At 61.7% G+C, this 14,066-nt stretch carries 17 protein-coding genes; all 17 read right to left on the reverse strand.

All coding sequences use genetic code 11. The features are described 5' to 3' along the window. Positions 1 to 5 precede the first annotated feature (5 nt). Complete coding sequence (locus CW354_RS08220; protein WP_104829522.1) at positions 6 to 1,919, reverse strand: DUF3363 domain-containing protein; 1,914 nt, start codon at positions 1,917 to 1,919, stop codon at positions 6 to 8. A gap of 218 nt (positions 1,920 to 2,137) precedes the next feature. After that, positions 2,138 to 2,641: a S26 family signal peptidase gene (locus CW354_RS08225; protein WP_165793595.1), complete on the reverse strand. Its 504-nt coding sequence runs from the start codon at positions 2,639 to 2,641 to the stop codon at positions 2,138 to 2,140. Next, complete coding sequence (locus tag CW354_RS08230) at positions 2,638 to 2,922, reverse strand: helix-turn-helix domain-containing protein (protein WP_104830062.1); 285 nt, start codon at positions 2,920 to 2,922, stop codon at positions 2,638 to 2,640. The genes CW354_RS08225 and CW354_RS08230 overlap by 4 nt, the downstream gene beginning before the upstream one ends. 175 nt (positions 2,923 to 3,097) lie before the next feature. After that, complete coding sequence (locus CW354_RS08235; RefSeq protein ID WP_104829524.1) at positions 3,098 to 3,421, reverse strand: DUF736 domain-containing protein; 324 nt, start codon at positions 3,419 to 3,421, stop codon at positions 3,098 to 3,100. Between the two features lie 445 nt (positions 3,422 to 3,866). Then, positions 3,867 to 4,115, reverse strand: a complete 249-nt coding sequence (locus tag CW354_RS08240) for a hypothetical protein (RefSeq protein ID WP_104829525.1) — start codon at positions 4,113 to 4,115, stop codon at positions 3,867 to 3,869. A gap of 152 nt (positions 4,116 to 4,267) precedes the next feature. After that, complete coding sequence (locus CW354_RS08245) at positions 4,268 to 4,597, reverse strand: YnfA family protein (protein ID WP_207764723.1); 330 nt, start codon at positions 4,595 to 4,597, stop codon at positions 4,268 to 4,270. Between the two features lie 190 nt (positions 4,598 to 4,787). Then, positions 4,788 to 5,360 (reverse strand): hypothetical protein, encoded by a 573-nt coding sequence (locus CW354_RS08250; RefSeq protein WP_104829526.1) that lies wholly within the window; start codon positions 5,358 to 5,360, stop codon positions 4,788 to 4,790. Further along, positions 5,357 to 6,247, reverse strand: a complete 891-nt coding sequence (locus tag CW354_RS08255) for a HEAT repeat domain-containing protein (protein ID WP_104829527.1) — start codon at positions 6,245 to 6,247, stop codon at positions 5,357 to 5,359. Before CW354_RS08255 ends, CW354_RS08250 begins: the two co-directional genes overlap by 4 nt. A 13-nt stretch (positions 6,248 to 6,260) precedes the next feature. Next, complete coding sequence (locus tag CW354_RS08260) at positions 6,261 to 6,614, reverse strand: hypothetical protein (RefSeq protein ID WP_104829528.1); 354 nt, start codon at positions 6,612 to 6,614, stop codon at positions 6,261 to 6,263. After that, positions 6,614 to 7,399 carry a hypothetical protein gene (locus CW354_RS08265; protein WP_104829529.1) on the reverse strand — a complete coding sequence of 262 codons (786 nt, stop codon included), beginning with the start codon at positions 7,397 to 7,399 and terminating at the stop codon, positions 6,614 to 6,616. The genes CW354_RS08260 and CW354_RS08265 overlap by 1 nt, the downstream gene beginning before the upstream one ends. Next, positions 7,392 to 8,180 carry a hypothetical protein gene (locus CW354_RS08270; protein ID WP_133162231.1) on the reverse strand — a complete coding sequence of 263 codons (789 nt, stop codon included), beginning with the start codon at positions 8,178 to 8,180 and terminating at the stop codon, positions 7,392 to 7,394. The genes CW354_RS08265 and CW354_RS08270 overlap by 8 nt, the downstream gene beginning before the upstream one ends. A 3-nt stretch (positions 8,181 to 8,183) precedes the next feature. Continuing rightward, positions 8,184 to 9,752 (reverse strand): hypothetical protein, encoded by a 1,569-nt coding sequence (locus tag CW354_RS08275; RefSeq protein WP_133162232.1) that lies wholly within the window; start codon positions 9,750 to 9,752, stop codon positions 8,184 to 8,186. Between the two features lie 140 nt (positions 9,753 to 9,892). Then, positions 9,893 to 10,936 carry a hypothetical protein gene (locus CW354_RS08280; RefSeq protein ID WP_104829532.1) on the reverse strand — a complete coding sequence of 348 codons (1,044 nt, stop codon included), beginning with the start codon at positions 10,934 to 10,936 and terminating at the stop codon, positions 9,893 to 9,895. A 1-nt stretch (position 10,937) separates the two neighbouring features. Then, entirely contained in the window at positions 10,938 to 11,063 is a 126-nt protein-coding gene (locus CW354_RS23910; RefSeq protein WP_279303119.1) for a hypothetical protein, read from the reverse strand. Beyond that, on the reverse strand, positions 11,056 to 11,979 hold the full coding sequence (locus CW354_RS08285; RefSeq protein ID WP_133162233.1) for a hypothetical protein: 924 nt from the start codon (positions 11,977 to 11,979) through the stop codon (positions 11,056 to 11,058). The genes CW354_RS23910 and CW354_RS08285 overlap by 8 nt, the downstream gene beginning before the upstream one ends. Further along, complete coding sequence (locus tag CW354_RS08290) at positions 11,951 to 12,535, reverse strand: hypothetical protein (protein ID WP_133162234.1); 585 nt, start codon at positions 12,533 to 12,535, stop codon at positions 11,951 to 11,953. The genes CW354_RS08285 and CW354_RS08290 overlap by 29 nt, the downstream gene beginning before the upstream one ends. Then, a complete protein-coding gene (locus CW354_RS08295) occupies positions 12,532 to 13,950 on the reverse strand; it encodes an SEL1-like repeat protein (protein ID WP_133162235.1) in 1,419 nt (472 codons plus the stop codon). The genes CW354_RS08290 and CW354_RS08295 overlap by 4 nt, the downstream gene beginning before the upstream one ends. Positions 13,951 to 14,066 lie beyond the last annotated feature (116 nt).

The following is a 14,066-nucleotide window of genomic DNA, read 5'->3' on the forward strand; positions in this document are numbered from 1 at the left end:
CTTGCTCATCGTGAAAGGCCGCGCTGTCGCTCCGGTCCTATCGTCCAGCCGATGCCCCGCGCCGCCTGCTCAATAGTCAGTCTACGTCCAATCTGGCGCCCGAGCGTGTCGCGCCACGGGACCAGGACGAAGGCTATCTCATTGCCGATGATCGCCATCCTGCCTTGGGCAAGATTGACATGGCCTTCCAGCCGACCGTCGAAACGGTCGCCGACCCGCATCGAAACGGCCTGACGTCCCGAGGAGGACGCCTGCCGCGCCTGCGCTCCCTCACGCTCGCTTCGGCGCAGCTCTGCGCGCTGGCTGTCTGTGAAGCTGTCCTTGCCGGGCGCGAGCAAGCCCTCACGGCGCAGGAAGGCGAGGCGGGCGGCGCGCTGCGGTGCGAGGCCCGGATGGTTCGCCGCAGCGCTGTCGAGCCAGGTGTCGGCCTTGAGGCTCGCCTGCCGTTCGAGCGACATCCAGGAAAGGGTTCTAAGACTCAAGCCGCTTGCGCGTCGCCCCTCATAGGCCGCCGAGCGTTCAAGGAAGTCTTCCGGCACGTCCCAGGCGCCGTCTGCATTGCGCTCGACGATGCCCGCCCGGCGCAAGGCTTCGAGCCTGCGCTTGTGCGCGAGCCTGTACTCGCTTGTGGCCCCCGGATCGGCCTCTGCGTGCAGCGCATCCGACCATAGGCCGCCGCTGCGTTCCGCGATCTCTGCAATCGTCCTGTCGGCCCGGCGCGGCTCAGCGGGGCTGCGTCGCACTTCGACCACGGCTCCGGCGGGCGGCGCATTGGTCTGGTCGAGGGCGGCCGCCGGCACATGCCAGGCGCGGCCGTCGAAATCCTCCATCAACACATATCGCGTGTCCCGCAATTCATCTTCGGGACCGCTGTCGAGGACGATTCCAACAAGCGGCGCGGCGTCCGGCGCCAGCGTCTCTGCGTAGCTGAAGTTTCTGCGCTGTCCATGCTCGCGCGAGAGCGTCCGGATAATGTCGCCGCGCCGGCCCATGTCCCGAAGCGTTTCGGACCAGCCTGCCTTCATCGTCCATTCGTCCGGCCCAGCGGGCTCAGCGAGGCCAAGTGTTTTGAGGTGACGGAGGCGCGCCAGGGTGAGATGGCGCTCGAACCGGCCAGCCTCGTTTTGCGCGCGCGCGATGATGACCCGTCCATCGCTCATGGCGCGCTCCAATTCCCGGTCGATGCCTGTGAAGCGGTCCTTGTCGATTTCGCTATGCCGGGCGCGAAGAATTTCGAGGTCGCGGCGAGGGCCGAGGCGGGAGGTGACGATGTCCTCTGCCGCTTCCCGGAGCCCGTGCATGAGATAGTCCTTCGCGATCACAATATCCTTCATGCGCGCGTCCCTGCCCCGGATGACGATATGGGTGTGGGGATGACCGGTATTGTGGTGATCGACTGCGATCCAATCGAGCCGCCGTCCCGTGTCCTTCTCGATCTGCGCCATAAACTCTCGGATCGCGGGCTTCAGATCGCCGAGCGCCGCGCCGTGTTCGGGCGAGACGATGATGCGGAACTGGTGACGGTCATTTTCGCTGCGCTCCAGAAATTTTTTCGCATCGAGATCTTCGCGCTCGCGATCATAGAGACGCCCGCCGCTTCCATCACGCTCGACGCCGTCGCGCTGAATATAGCCGATATGGGCGCGATAGACGCCGGGGCCTGACTTTCCGGCGCGGGCGATATGCACTTTGACAACGACGCGACGCACGCGCTGGCGGGCGAGATGCCGGCTTGTGCGCGCCCGCGTTCGCGCCGCGCCGCCTGCGCCATAGCGCTTACCTGTAAACGCGCTTTTCTTGCCTGACTTTTTGAGCCGCGCGACGGCCCGCCTGAGCTGGGTGTGGACGCGCTTGCCGCCAGCCTTGCCGACATCCCGGATGCGTCCGAGACGCGGCGTGAAGTCGTCCGGCCCCGTCATGTCGTGTAAAAGCGCACCTGGCGCCACCTCGATTCAATAAATTCAAAGCGGTGCGAGAAAAGCGGCGCCACAACGCCGGGCAACAGGCGCCGCAAAAAAAGATGTGCAGACAAGGCGCTACCAATGAAGTGGCGCCACAGCTTTAATCTCGCCCTACCGGGTCCGCTTTTCCTCCGCTTGCTGAGCGTTTCCGCGCCTTGCATAGGCTTGCTACCCTGTCAGTCTGAAAGAAGGATGAGGGGGACGGCGACGCCGTCCACGTCTTCCGATTTTGTGACGCCGAAATACCGCCCGTCGAGGGAGCGCGGATGCGCGTTCAGGAGAAAGAACTCGCCGTCCTGGAGCGTGACGCATCCGCGCCAGACGGGCATGTCGCGGCCAAGATTGTCGCTCGCAAGCGCTGTCGCGACATGCTCTCCGTCGATGAAAATTTCGAGATTATCGCGGCAGATTTCAGCGCCGGAGGCCGCTGCAACACGCTTTAATAATGGCCAGCCGGGTCCTGTATAGCCGCGATGACTGGCCCAGAGCGCCGCATCGCTATCGGCTGAGACGGCGACCCAGCGGCCGGGGGTGATGGGCGCGCCGCTCAGCCGATAAAGCCCGAGCGGGGCGGATCGTGTCCGGTTCCAGACAAGCCAATGATGATGGGAGAAAAGGACGCCTGACAGCGCCATCGCTATGCCGGCGAAGGCGGCGGCGGCGAGCGCCCGGCGTCTCACCTGTCGCGCCGGACGCGTTGCGAGGTGGATTTGTACCGGTCGCGCCGGGACCATCGTCTGAGGCTGCGTTTGGTGTAGAACACGCGCGATCCATGCTTGCGGTAAATCGGCCCGCGCCCTTCGCAGCGATAGCGATTGAGCGTCGATTTTCCCATGCGCAATTCCCGAGCTGCTTCTTCGACGGTAAAGAGCTGATCGAGATCGTCGTCGTCTTCGTCGTCGCCATCGTTGCCGTATTCGGGGTCTTCGTAACTTTCGGTTTCCTTTGTATTGCGGGTCATTGGTCTGCCTTTCCACTCAACGCTCGAACATGACGAGAGTTTGCAGAAAATTTCAGAGAACGGGGAGCCGGAATATTCGAATTCGAATTTTCCGACATCTGCCTTTTTGCGCGCATGCACAGCAAAGCCGCCCCGGATTTTCATCCGGGGCGGCGCGCTGCTTGGGTATCGAGACCTAGTTGCGCGGGTTCCACAAGATGACGTGCCGGCCTTCGCGGTCTTTGACGGGGGCGAGATTGGCGTAGATTTTCCGTGGGCCGATCTGCGGGTCTGCGAGCGTGAGCGAGACATATTCGCGTCCCGAGGATTTGGCCTTGCGGAGCCATCCGCCGCCGACTTCGACCGAGGCTTCGCCTGCGTAGATGCGGAAGTCCGGCTGGCTTTCCATCGTCTTTTGAGCGTTCGGCTCAATCCGGATCGCAGCGACGAGGTTCATCATTGCGAGCGTGCCCTGAAAGCCGGTTTCGGTTTCGGAGACGTATCCAAGTGCGTTTGCCATAGTGTCGTTCCTTTCGTTTCTGGCTGTCTCCGGGAACCCCTTGTCCCCGTCGACGCCGGACCGTCAGGACGGCGGCGCGCGGCCCTGAACCTTCGAAAAAACCAAAACAAAAATTCGGGCGAAGCGCAGCGGAGCACCGGCGCGTGGATGAAATTTGGCTCGCGAGGAAGGCGCGTCAGCGCCGGGGAAATTTCTTCCGCGCGCCGGTTTCGGGGCCGGGCGTCGTCGTCCAGGTCTGAAGGCAGAGACGGGAGCAAGGGGGACGCGGATGGGCCAGGAACATGCGGATGGAACGGACCTGTGGCGCCCGCCGGATCGGCTCAGATATGGCTGCGGTATCGTGGAATGTTTGAATGAGGAACCGGGATGTTACATTGCGCCGTCGCGCGAGGCGGGAGTCCGCCTGCGGCAAGCAGGGGCGAACTGGCATCGCCCTCCAACGAGATCAGGCGGCCTGCGCCGTTATCCCGGAGGCAAAACTCGCGATGGAGGGTGCGATGGGACTTCGTATTCCGATCAGTTCCGCTGCTGCGGCGTGAAACACCCGCCCATGCGCTTCGGCCGGGACATTCGACAATTCGAGGGCGCTGTCTGTGACGGTGACGATGACGCCTGGAAACATCAGCCGAAGCTCGGCCGCTGCTCTCTGGACCGATGCGAGTTGCGCAATGGCGTAGGGAAACCGGAGTGTCATTGCTCATTCCCCCATGGATGAGTTCGCGGCCGCATAGACCGATTCTCGACGCGCAGCGACTCTGCGATTTCAGGTCCGCCCCTTCCGGCCGACAACTCGAAACGATCTGTCGCGGGCCTGAAATTCAGATATTGAGGACTCGCGGCGGCGGATCAGAGAAGCGTTCGCGGCGCAGCGAGAATGATGACGGAGCCCAGCAGACAGACGCCGGCCCCGATCAGGTCCCACCGGTCGGGCGGCACGCGCTCGACCAGCCACAGCCAGACGAGCGAAGCGGCGATGTAGACGCCGCCATAGGCGGCGAAGGCGCGCCCGGCCGCGGCGCTGTCGACGAGGGTCAACAGGAAGGCGAACAGGGCGAGCGAAGCGAGTCCGGGGATCGCCCACCATGCCGGTTTGTCGAGCCGGAGCCACATCCAGAAGGCGAAACATCCGGCGATTTCGGCGATGGCGGCGCCGATATAGGCGGCGATGGTCAGCATGAGTTCGTCCTTCGTTGGGGCGCGCGGCAAGCTATCCTGCAAGTGCACCCAAGCCAAACGCCGCAATAAAGAAAAGCCGCCCGGCAGTTATTGCCAGGCGGCTTCGTTCGAGCCTGACAGGGGAAAAGTCGTGAGACGGCGCCCACCTCGTTCATAGATGAAGCCCACGCCGGACGCGGGTCGAGCCGGTCTATGAGACAGCGCAATCCGCCCAATTATAGGCGATCATGATCGGCTCTGATCCGGATCGCTCAAAAGTCCCGACAAGGGCGTTCGCCGCCGCCAGATCCGGCATGTCGCAGGGAATGCAGCCGTAACGTTTCTCCATGGCGTCAGTCCATCGCCCCACATGATTGATGGCGGCGACAAGGCAATAAAGCATGCGGTAGGGCGAAGGCTCGAAACGGCCTGCGGTTTGCGCTTCCGCGAGGCGCGCGCGGGCGTCCGCCAGCCTGGCGTGAAAGAAGCCGACGCGATCGAGGCCCTCGCCTTGCAACAATCCAAGCGAAGCGCCTGCGGCGGGATAGATCAGCGGCGCTGAGAGCCGCCAGAGAGAGAAGAAAGCGGCGTCGAACGGCTCGCCGGCTTGATGTCTCCGCGCAATCTCGGCGGCCATGGCCGCGGCCTGCGCGCGCATCGGCGCGATCTCGGCGAACAGCGCCCGCTCCAGCGCGCGCGTTTCGCGCCGGCGCCGCCAGCCTTCGACGCCGGCGACGGTTCCGATGATCGTCAGAATAAGGAGAAACGCATAAACTACGGTCATTGGTCGGTCATGAACTCGCGGAACAGCGCATAGACATAGCGGTCATGGGCGCCGACGGGAAAGCCGGCCATGAACTGTTCTTCCGTCAGCCATTTCTGGGCGATCCCTTCTTCGGGCGGCCAGACATTATCGACGCGATCGCACAGATAAGCGCAGCATATGATTTCGAGCCAGTCGAGATATTTGTGATCTTCCGCGCCCTTCAGTGTCAGCGCCTGGACGATAGCGCTTTCATTGAACTCATTGGATACGTTCAGCCAGACCTTTTTTTGCCGGGCCATCCACAGTTCCTCAAGCTTCTTCGCTCTCGGCGGCGGCTCCCGCATCAGGCTGTAGCCGGGCAAACGCCATTCATAGCCATGGGAAAGCCCGCGCGGGTCGGGCGCGAATTTGTCTGAGGGCGCCCTGACGCCGGGAAGTTTGTCTGCTGGCGCCGCAACGCCGGGAAGATCGTGGCGTTCCACAAGGATGTTCGATTCCTCGTCGAGGACGAGACAAACGCAATAGACAGCCTTGGTGATGATGGTTCGCGGCGCAGGAATCGAAACGCGCGGCCGCTTGCGGTTGAACGTCCAGCCGAGGAAATTTTCGATGTCGTCCATGGCGGCGTGCGCCTGTCCGCGCACGAAGGCGTCTCTGTCACGCAACGCCGCCTCAATGATCGGCTTCACCTTCTTCTCGTCGAGCTTGCCCAGCGTGCGTGAAAGGTGGCCGAAACCGAGAATGGCGTTGCCGCGCACGAATACATCCGAATGGCTGGAAAGCGCGATGCACACGGATTCGACATTCACGTCTTCCGGCGGGTTCATGGAAAAGTCGATGGGCAGCATCGCCAGATATTCCAACGGCGTGTCGTCATCGTCTTTCGTTTGGTCTTGGTCGGTCATGCTTGTTCTTTCGCTAAAGCGCGCCGCGCGTCACTTCTTCGAGTACGCGCTCGATGACGTCGACGATTTCCGCGCGGTCTTTGGTTTCGTGTTTCCGAAGAAGCGTCCCTGTAAAGTCGCCTTCGTAAAGCTGCGTCACGAAGCGGCCGTCGGGTTCGCCCTCCGGATACCAGCCGAGATCGAGAAGCCGGTTGCGGCGCTGGTGTTTAAGCTGCAGCAGCGATTCTTTCAGCAGCGTCCAAGCATCCGGGTGATCGATGTCGACTTTGCAAAAGGTGTTATAAGCGACCGTCCAGCCTTCGGGGATGCGCAAGGGCTGCAACGGCTCGTCCGCGGCGAGCGGGATGACTGTAACGAGCCGGGCCATTAGTCGCCGCAATCCATGGGCGCGTCGAGGCTGTCGCTCGAACAGGTAAGGCGTGCGCGGCAAATCTCTTTCACGCCGTCGGCGAGACGCGCGGCGAATACGTCCGGTCTGTCCCTGAAAATGGCGCGCTCTGCGATGGGCCGAAAGCCGTCGCGCCAGCCGAGGGTCAGTGCGCCGAGATTGGCGTCCAGCGCCTTGAGGTCTTTTTCGTCGCCCTCGCCGCTCTTCATCGTCAGGAGCAAGTCCTCGACCACGCTGAAATAGGTCAGGAAGGCGGCAATGCGGGGCCCCGGATCGCGCGCGGTCTGCGCCGGAACGTCGAGCATTTCGCGCGCCAGCGCGACGCGCAGATATTCGGTGTGGTGATCGCCTCGTGGATCCCAGACCGCGCTTTCAAGCATCTGGTGGATCATGGGATTAATGTCGAGCGGACGCTCCATGCGCGGCAGAAGCCGGCCCATGCGGGGAATGAGGTCCGTGACCTGTTCATGGAGGAAAGCGTAGCTTTCGAGGCGCTGGCTTTCGTCCTTCATCGCAGCAGCGGTTTCAGCGCGTTTCGCGGCAGTTCCAATAAAGGCGCGAAACCGCACATCGAGATCGTAATAGCTGTCCCTGAAATAGGTCCGGACCGCCGCATCCACGACCCACTGGCCATCGTCGCGACAGGCGTCGATTTCCGCATTTTCAAAGCCGTCAAAGACCGGTTGCGCAAGCGCGGCGGCGGGAAAGACCAGGGCGGCCGCGGCAAGCAGCGCGGCGCATCGCCGTAACGGGATTTCATTCATGTCGCGACTCCTGTGGGTCTTTCGCGCTTTTGGCCTCGATCTCCAGCGCCAGAGCGCGCTCGGCGCAAAGGCGGCTGATCCTGCCGGCGAGGCGGCTCGACAAATCGGTGTGGTAGGGGCCCGAGATCGCCGTCTCGAACACGGGACGGAGGTCTTCCTCGTAGGTCTCAAGCACGATGCGAGGCATTTCGCGAACAGCTTCGCGCTCGGTTGGCGTCGCATTTCCGCTTGTCTGGATCTCCAGAAGATTCCGCGCAAGATCGAGGTCGGCCATGAAGCGAATGATCCGCCGTCCGGCGTCGGGAAAGGCGTCCAGCGCCTCGTAGGCAAAAGCGATGCGCATCACAGTATCCGCGTCGTTTGCGTTCGGGATGTCTATCTGGTCGAAATAGATGCGGTCGGTGAAGTCCGCCATGTCGGGTTTGCCGGCTTCATCCATCTCGAACGGCAGCAGTCGCCCGAGGAGAACGATCGCCTCTTCCGCCTCAGCAAGGAGGCGAGCGTCATGGGCGGCGATCTGATCGGCGCGCAGGCGTTTGCGGACCTCGAAGCCGCCGACAAAGCGGCGTATATGCACGTCGAAATCCTGATGCCGGGCCTCGAAATCGACGGTCTTTTTCGCGTCGCGTACAAAGTCCCGGGCGTCGCCGGAACACAGGCGCAGCGCGCGTTGATCGGCGGCGGATGCGAAAGGTGGTGCGTCGCTGCGCACTGCGTCGTGAGCGCAGGCCGAGAGGGCGAATGCAGCAAGGAGCGAAAGCATAACGTAGTGAGGGGACATGTGCTATTCACCCCACATATTGAGAGGGTCATCATCCGGATCTGTGCAGACCCCGCCTTCAACGCGTTCTTCATCAACATAAAGATACGCATAGGCTTCCTTATAATAGCGGTTGGGGTCATCTGGGTATTCACACCCAACGTCGCTGAAGCGGCTCATCGCCACGGCCGGCACCGCCAGTGTTCCATTACGGATGACGGGCTCACGAATATCGTATTCGATCGATCCGCGCAGACCGGGGAAAAGCAAGGACGGATGCTCAATCAAGACTTTTTTCTTGAGCAAGGAGTATACAAAACCGGGGCCGACACGAAACAAGCCCGCGTCTACGAAGCGCTTACTCCCAAAGCTCTCGCCATAGGGGCCCCTGTATAGGAGATTCCCATCATTGTCATAGAACAGCGAGCATGAAGTGCTGCCGCATGCTTCGCTCTTTTGGGAGGCGTCGGCGGATCCCACATATATTCCGTATCCCTCGGCCAATTGCTTCAGGCAATAATACCGGTTGTAGTCAAATGATTGCGCGGGAACGGCTATTGAACCGTCCGGACGTTTAAGTCCGCACCGCCGGTCATCCGGATAAAAAGGAACAAGGGTTGCTGTTCTATATGCCGCCATGGGATCGGGCTGGACAGGCTCGTTTACCTTGCGTCGTTGCAGTTCGGTAAAGTAGCGCGAAAAGGCCTTATCTTCGCCTGCCGCTACCGCGTCACGTTTCTTCAGGCGTTTGAGCTGTTCGCTCACAAGGGCCTTTTCCCTCTGGCGCCAGTCTTTCTCGACTGCGGCGTCGCCTGCATTTTCGGCGACGATCGCCCGCCACGCCGTCTCATAGGCCAGGAGCTGCTCCGTTGTCGGATCCTTTACGGGCAGGTGCGGCAAGCGGCGCATGGCGTCGTTCCTGCGGGCAGACCAGCCGGCAGTTCCTTCACCACCCCGCGCCGGAAAACTGGCGAAATAAGCCTTTGCACGCTCTAGCTTGAAAGCGGCGGACTTCTCCCGCCATAGGCGCTTTTCGACGCGCTTCATGACCGCCATGCCGCTGACTTCGCCTTTCAGAACGCCGACGGAAATTTCGTCGTGAGCCCGCTCGTTTGGCCCGAGCGCGCGCCCACCACTGTTGGAGATGAGCAGGCCTTTTCGCGCGACCTCTCTGGCGCTTGCGGCATTAAGCCATTTTCCCCCCATCGCCTTGCAGACATCGCCATCGGCGTGTTTCAGGGCAATGCGCGCATCCGGCAGAGCGCAGAGAAATTTGTCCCAACCGGGGCTGCCGGCGACGTTGAAACCGCTGCGGCCGTTCTGGGCGACGACGCCAGCGTCGCACGGAACCGCGATGGTCTTCGATGAGCCAACGCCATATCCCGTGTCGCGCGGATCGGGCCAACTCGCGGCGAGCATGAGATTGTAGACTTCGACCTCGCCGTCTTCAGCGGATTCGATGCGGACGCCGTCATCAGCAGGGAGACTGACATTGCCGCCCGTCGAATTCGTCCAGCGCGCCGTGCAGTTCACCACGGGCTCGCCGAGCAGATACCAGATCCTGAAATTTCCTTCGAATTTCAGGCCGTCCATGAACCAGGCGACGGCTTCGGCGCCATCACGCCGATCGGGCGGCGACCAGCTTGTTGCATAATCGGTCTGAAGGGATTTCGGCGACTGCGCCGCTGCGGCGCCCGCAAAAAGGACGAAAATCAGGACAAGGATGGCCCGCATCACCAGTACTCCACAAGTTCATCGAGATCGGCCGCGCTCGTATTGTCCGCGTTGAGGCCCGAGAAAAACGCGCCATTGTCGATATCCTGCGGGCCTTCCTCGCCGCCACCGACCGTATCGTTTTCTGCTGCGTATGCGCCGGGCGTTCGGGCAATGCCGCCGGCGCCGCCTGTTGAGCGATCTGCGAGAACTCTTTCGCGGCTTTCATGGATCGGGAGAAATTCGGCGATCAGGAACAGAAGGCCGCCGAACAGGGCCGGGAATCCGAAGACGGTAAGCGCGACCGAGGCCCATCGCCCCGTACCGGTGAGGAGCCGGAACCCGCGATAGACCCCGAAGTAAAAAGCAATCGACAGAGCCGCGCCGCCGAGGGCGAGCCATGCGGGCGGGTCTTCAATGTTGCGCGCCCCGAAGGCGATGGCGCCCATCGCGACCAGCGCGCTACCGATCAGGATAGCGAGTCCCAGTCCGACATTGCTCGCCGGCTTCGGCGCCGCTGCGGCAGAAACACTCGCCTTTGGGGATGCAGGGGCGGAAGCTGCACGCAGGTCGCGGTCGATCTCATTGGCGAGCGCGATGGCGCGAGGGTAAAGCGACGAACCCGCTTCCCCGTACAGGATCAACCGCCGGTCGCTTTCGACAGGCGTATCGTAAAGCCGGTGACCGAAAGCGCGGAGCTTCAACAGTTCGGCGCCGATGTCGTCAATGTTGAGTTCAAGCGCGATCAGCGCTGCAAGAATGAGCGCGTCCTTTCGCTCGGCCGTGCAACCTGCTTTGACGCGCGTGAAAATCGGCTCACTAACAAGCCGGTCAAGACAGGACCGGACATCCGCGCCGGCCCACCGAACGGCGTCTTCGACCAGGTCGCGGGCATAGGCTGGGCCAAAGACCTTCTGACCAGCGAGAAGACTGGTTCCCGCAATCCTTTCGGGATCGACGGTTCCCTGGATGGCGCCGCCGGGACCGTCGGCCCGTCTCACCTCGCCCAGCAACGTTCCCGTGACCAGGCGAGCCGCTAGTTGCAGATAATCCGTATCAAGCATGTCAGGATCGCTTCAATTCATGCGATAGATCGTCGTGGCGGCGCCGCGCATCGCGCAAAGCCGCCGCGATCTGCTCTCCCATCACCGCAAACGAGAACGCCCTTTGAGCAAAGGTAAGATCAGTCATATCGGATTTTCTCCTGGTCGGCGGCGCTCTGCGCCACGATTACCAGCGTTGTCTCGCGCTCGGTGCAGATCAGGCGCAATTGCGCGGCGAGGCGCGTCGACAGATCGGTAAGGTGGGCGCCGTAGATCGTTATTTCGAGCGTCGGCCGGAAATCCTGTTGATAGGTCTCCAGAAGCATGCGCGGCAATTCGCGAAGGGCGTCCTGCTCAGCGGGCGTGGCATGCCCGCTTGCTGCAGCAGCGAGCAGGTTCCTCGCAAAGTCGAGATCGGTCAGGAAGCTGATGACGCGTTTGCCTGCATCGGGAAAGGCGTCGAGACTCTCGGCGGCAAAGGCGACGCGCATCATGGTTTCGGCATCGCTGGCTTCCGGGATGTCGAGTTCGCGGACATAAATCCGGTCGGCGAGTTCGGACAAGTCGGGATCGCCATTCTCTGTCCCGATGAGCGGCAATAGCCCGCTCAGAAGCTCAATCGTTTCCTGGGCCTGCCGATACAGGGCGGCGTCATAGGCCTCGACTTCGTCAGGTCCCACGCGCTTGCGGTTTTCAAGCTCTGCGATGAGAGAGGTCATTTGCCTGTCGAAGGCATTGTACCGCTCCTGAAAATCGATGCTCTCTTCGGCTTCCCTCACCCATGCAAGCGCATTGCCCCTGCAAAACGGCGCCGTCGCGCCGCCATGCACGCATCCAGCCAGGATAAGCGTTGCGAGAGCGAGCCCTATCGATTTCGATTTCCGGGGCATCATGTATCCAACCTTCGCGCCCGGCAGGACCTTGTTCGGACCCGTCAGAGAATTCTGCGGCTTTGCGCTCTGTTTCCCGCCCAGCAGGGCTTTCGTGACCCGGCGGGGAGCAAATTGAAAATCGTCCGTTTCGTGCATGTCAGGATCACTCGAGAGCAGAAGAGGAATCGCCAAGCAAGCGCCTTGCATGGCCCAAAGCCGATGCGACCTGATCGCCATAGGCGCAAACCAGGGTGGCGCGCCCGGTCGTCTGGACCGGTTCGGCGCGGCTCGCGACAGAGGTCTCATAGGCGATGCAGTCGTCCTGGCACTCGAAACGGATTGACGTGTATTGCTTGCTTGTCACCGTATCGGTGAATTCGTGTGCGCTCATGGCGACATCCCCAAGCAGGAACCAGCTCGAAGACTCCACGCCGCCAGCGCGGTAGCGGGTCGACAGCGTGAGTTTGCCATTGCGATCGAGCGACACCGGAAGCGTGGTGACCTTGACGCTGGCTGCAGAACCCGTTTGCCAATAGGTGAAGCCGGCGCATCGCTCGTTGATATAGGCGACGGTTTCCTCAAAGCTGAGCTCGGTCACATCGACCGAAAGGTCGATCTCGCGCACCGGCGCCTTTTTTGAGGGGGCCTTATCCTCGTTCATCAGTCTGAGGCCGATGCCCAGGACCGGCAGGATGAGGATCAGGATCACGGCGGTGCGAACGCTGCGAGGTTTTCTCCTCTCGCTCATTGGAATTTGAACGCCTTGCAGAACATGTTGGAGGACTTGCCGTTGCAGACAGCTTCGTGTTCGGATTTTGTGAGCGTGACGCTACTGCCGCATCTGGCGCTGTAATTGCTTGTCACGCGATTGGTCTCGTCTACGTAGCGACTGGTTTCTTCAGCGTATCGTTCAAGATCGGCGCGCTTGGCCTCGAGGTTGCGGTAATTCCATTCCACTCCGGAACCGACGCCCGCGCCATAAAGATAGTTTTCCGATTCTACGAGGTCTTTATCTCTTTTCCTGATTTCCCTGTTCATTTGCGAAACCCGGTTCTTCATGCTTTGAACGTCATCCGCCCAGGGAATACATTCCCTGGCCAGCGCGATCCGGTCCGGGCGCAGGACGGGCTGTGCGGCGACGGGCGCAGGCGCAGGCTGGGGCGCAGATTTGTAAGGCGCATCAGGGCCGGGCGCGGGCGTGCCGTCGTCATAGATATATCTGACTTTCGCTTCCGGCGCGGGCTTGGGCGCAACCGGCGCTGACATTGGTTGTGTCGCAGAGGACGACGCGGGGGTTGAGCGTGGCTTTGCCGGCGCGTCTTTGAGCATCGCCAGTTTTTCATCGATCTTCGTTTGCTGGGCAGCGGTCGGGTCTTCGGCGCGCGCACGCTGATAGAAGAAATCCGGATCGCTGTAGCGAATTTTTTTTCCGGTGCCTTCCGTGGCGCTCATGGCGAAAAAGATATCGGCAAAGGGACGCTCGGCCCCATACGTCTCCCGCAGTTCACCGAGCGCAAACCAGCCGTCAACCATACCCAAGCGGCCGGCCTTGAGATAATGAGTTGCGGCCTCTTGTATATCGGGTTCCCCGAGCTTGCCGCCCATGATGAGCGTTGCGGCGCCATGATGCCCAATCGGATGGTCGAATTCGGCGGCGAACGCGTAATGATCATAGCTGCCCTGAATGTCGGCCTCACCGAGCTTGCCGTTCGCGAGGATCCATCCGATGTTGACGGCGGCAGCGGCCGCGTCGATCTGCACCGCACTCAAATTCGTCAGCTTGCGGCGGCAGCGGTCAAGCGCCTGCTCGGGGCTAAGCGGATAGAAGAGGCCGGGCTTCTCCTCGCAGGCCTTCCACGCGCTCTGGAGCCGTAGCCGCTCCGTCTCCGGCATTTGCCCGCGATTGCGGAAACAGTCCGTGTCTGGTGCACAAGTGGTCACCGCCGACACGAGCAGCGCTTCGGCCTGCTTATCTCCCGCGATCGCCTTGTCAGCAACTGCATTCCAATTTTCTCGGGCTTCGATCCAGTGAGGCGCCAGCACATCGGCGGACGCCGGCGCAGCGGCGCCCATCCACAGGATCGCGAATATAACAAAAGGGGTTTTGATACGCATGCCCCGCACTCCTCTATCAAACTGACAACGCTCGGCGCCAAGGCGCAAACAGGCAACCCGAAAGTATGCTCCCAGAGCGGAAGTGATCCCGCGGCCCAAGTTTGGGACGGCGCGGCGAACGCGGACCCGTGGCTCTATCCGGCGAGTGCGCAGTGTTTCCCATG

Origin of the sequence: Hyphococcus luteus (assembly GCF_002943565.1) — a bacterium.
Taxonomy (GTDB): domain Bacteria; phylum Pseudomonadota; class Alphaproteobacteria; order Caulobacterales; family Parvularculaceae; genus Hyphococcus; species Hyphococcus luteus.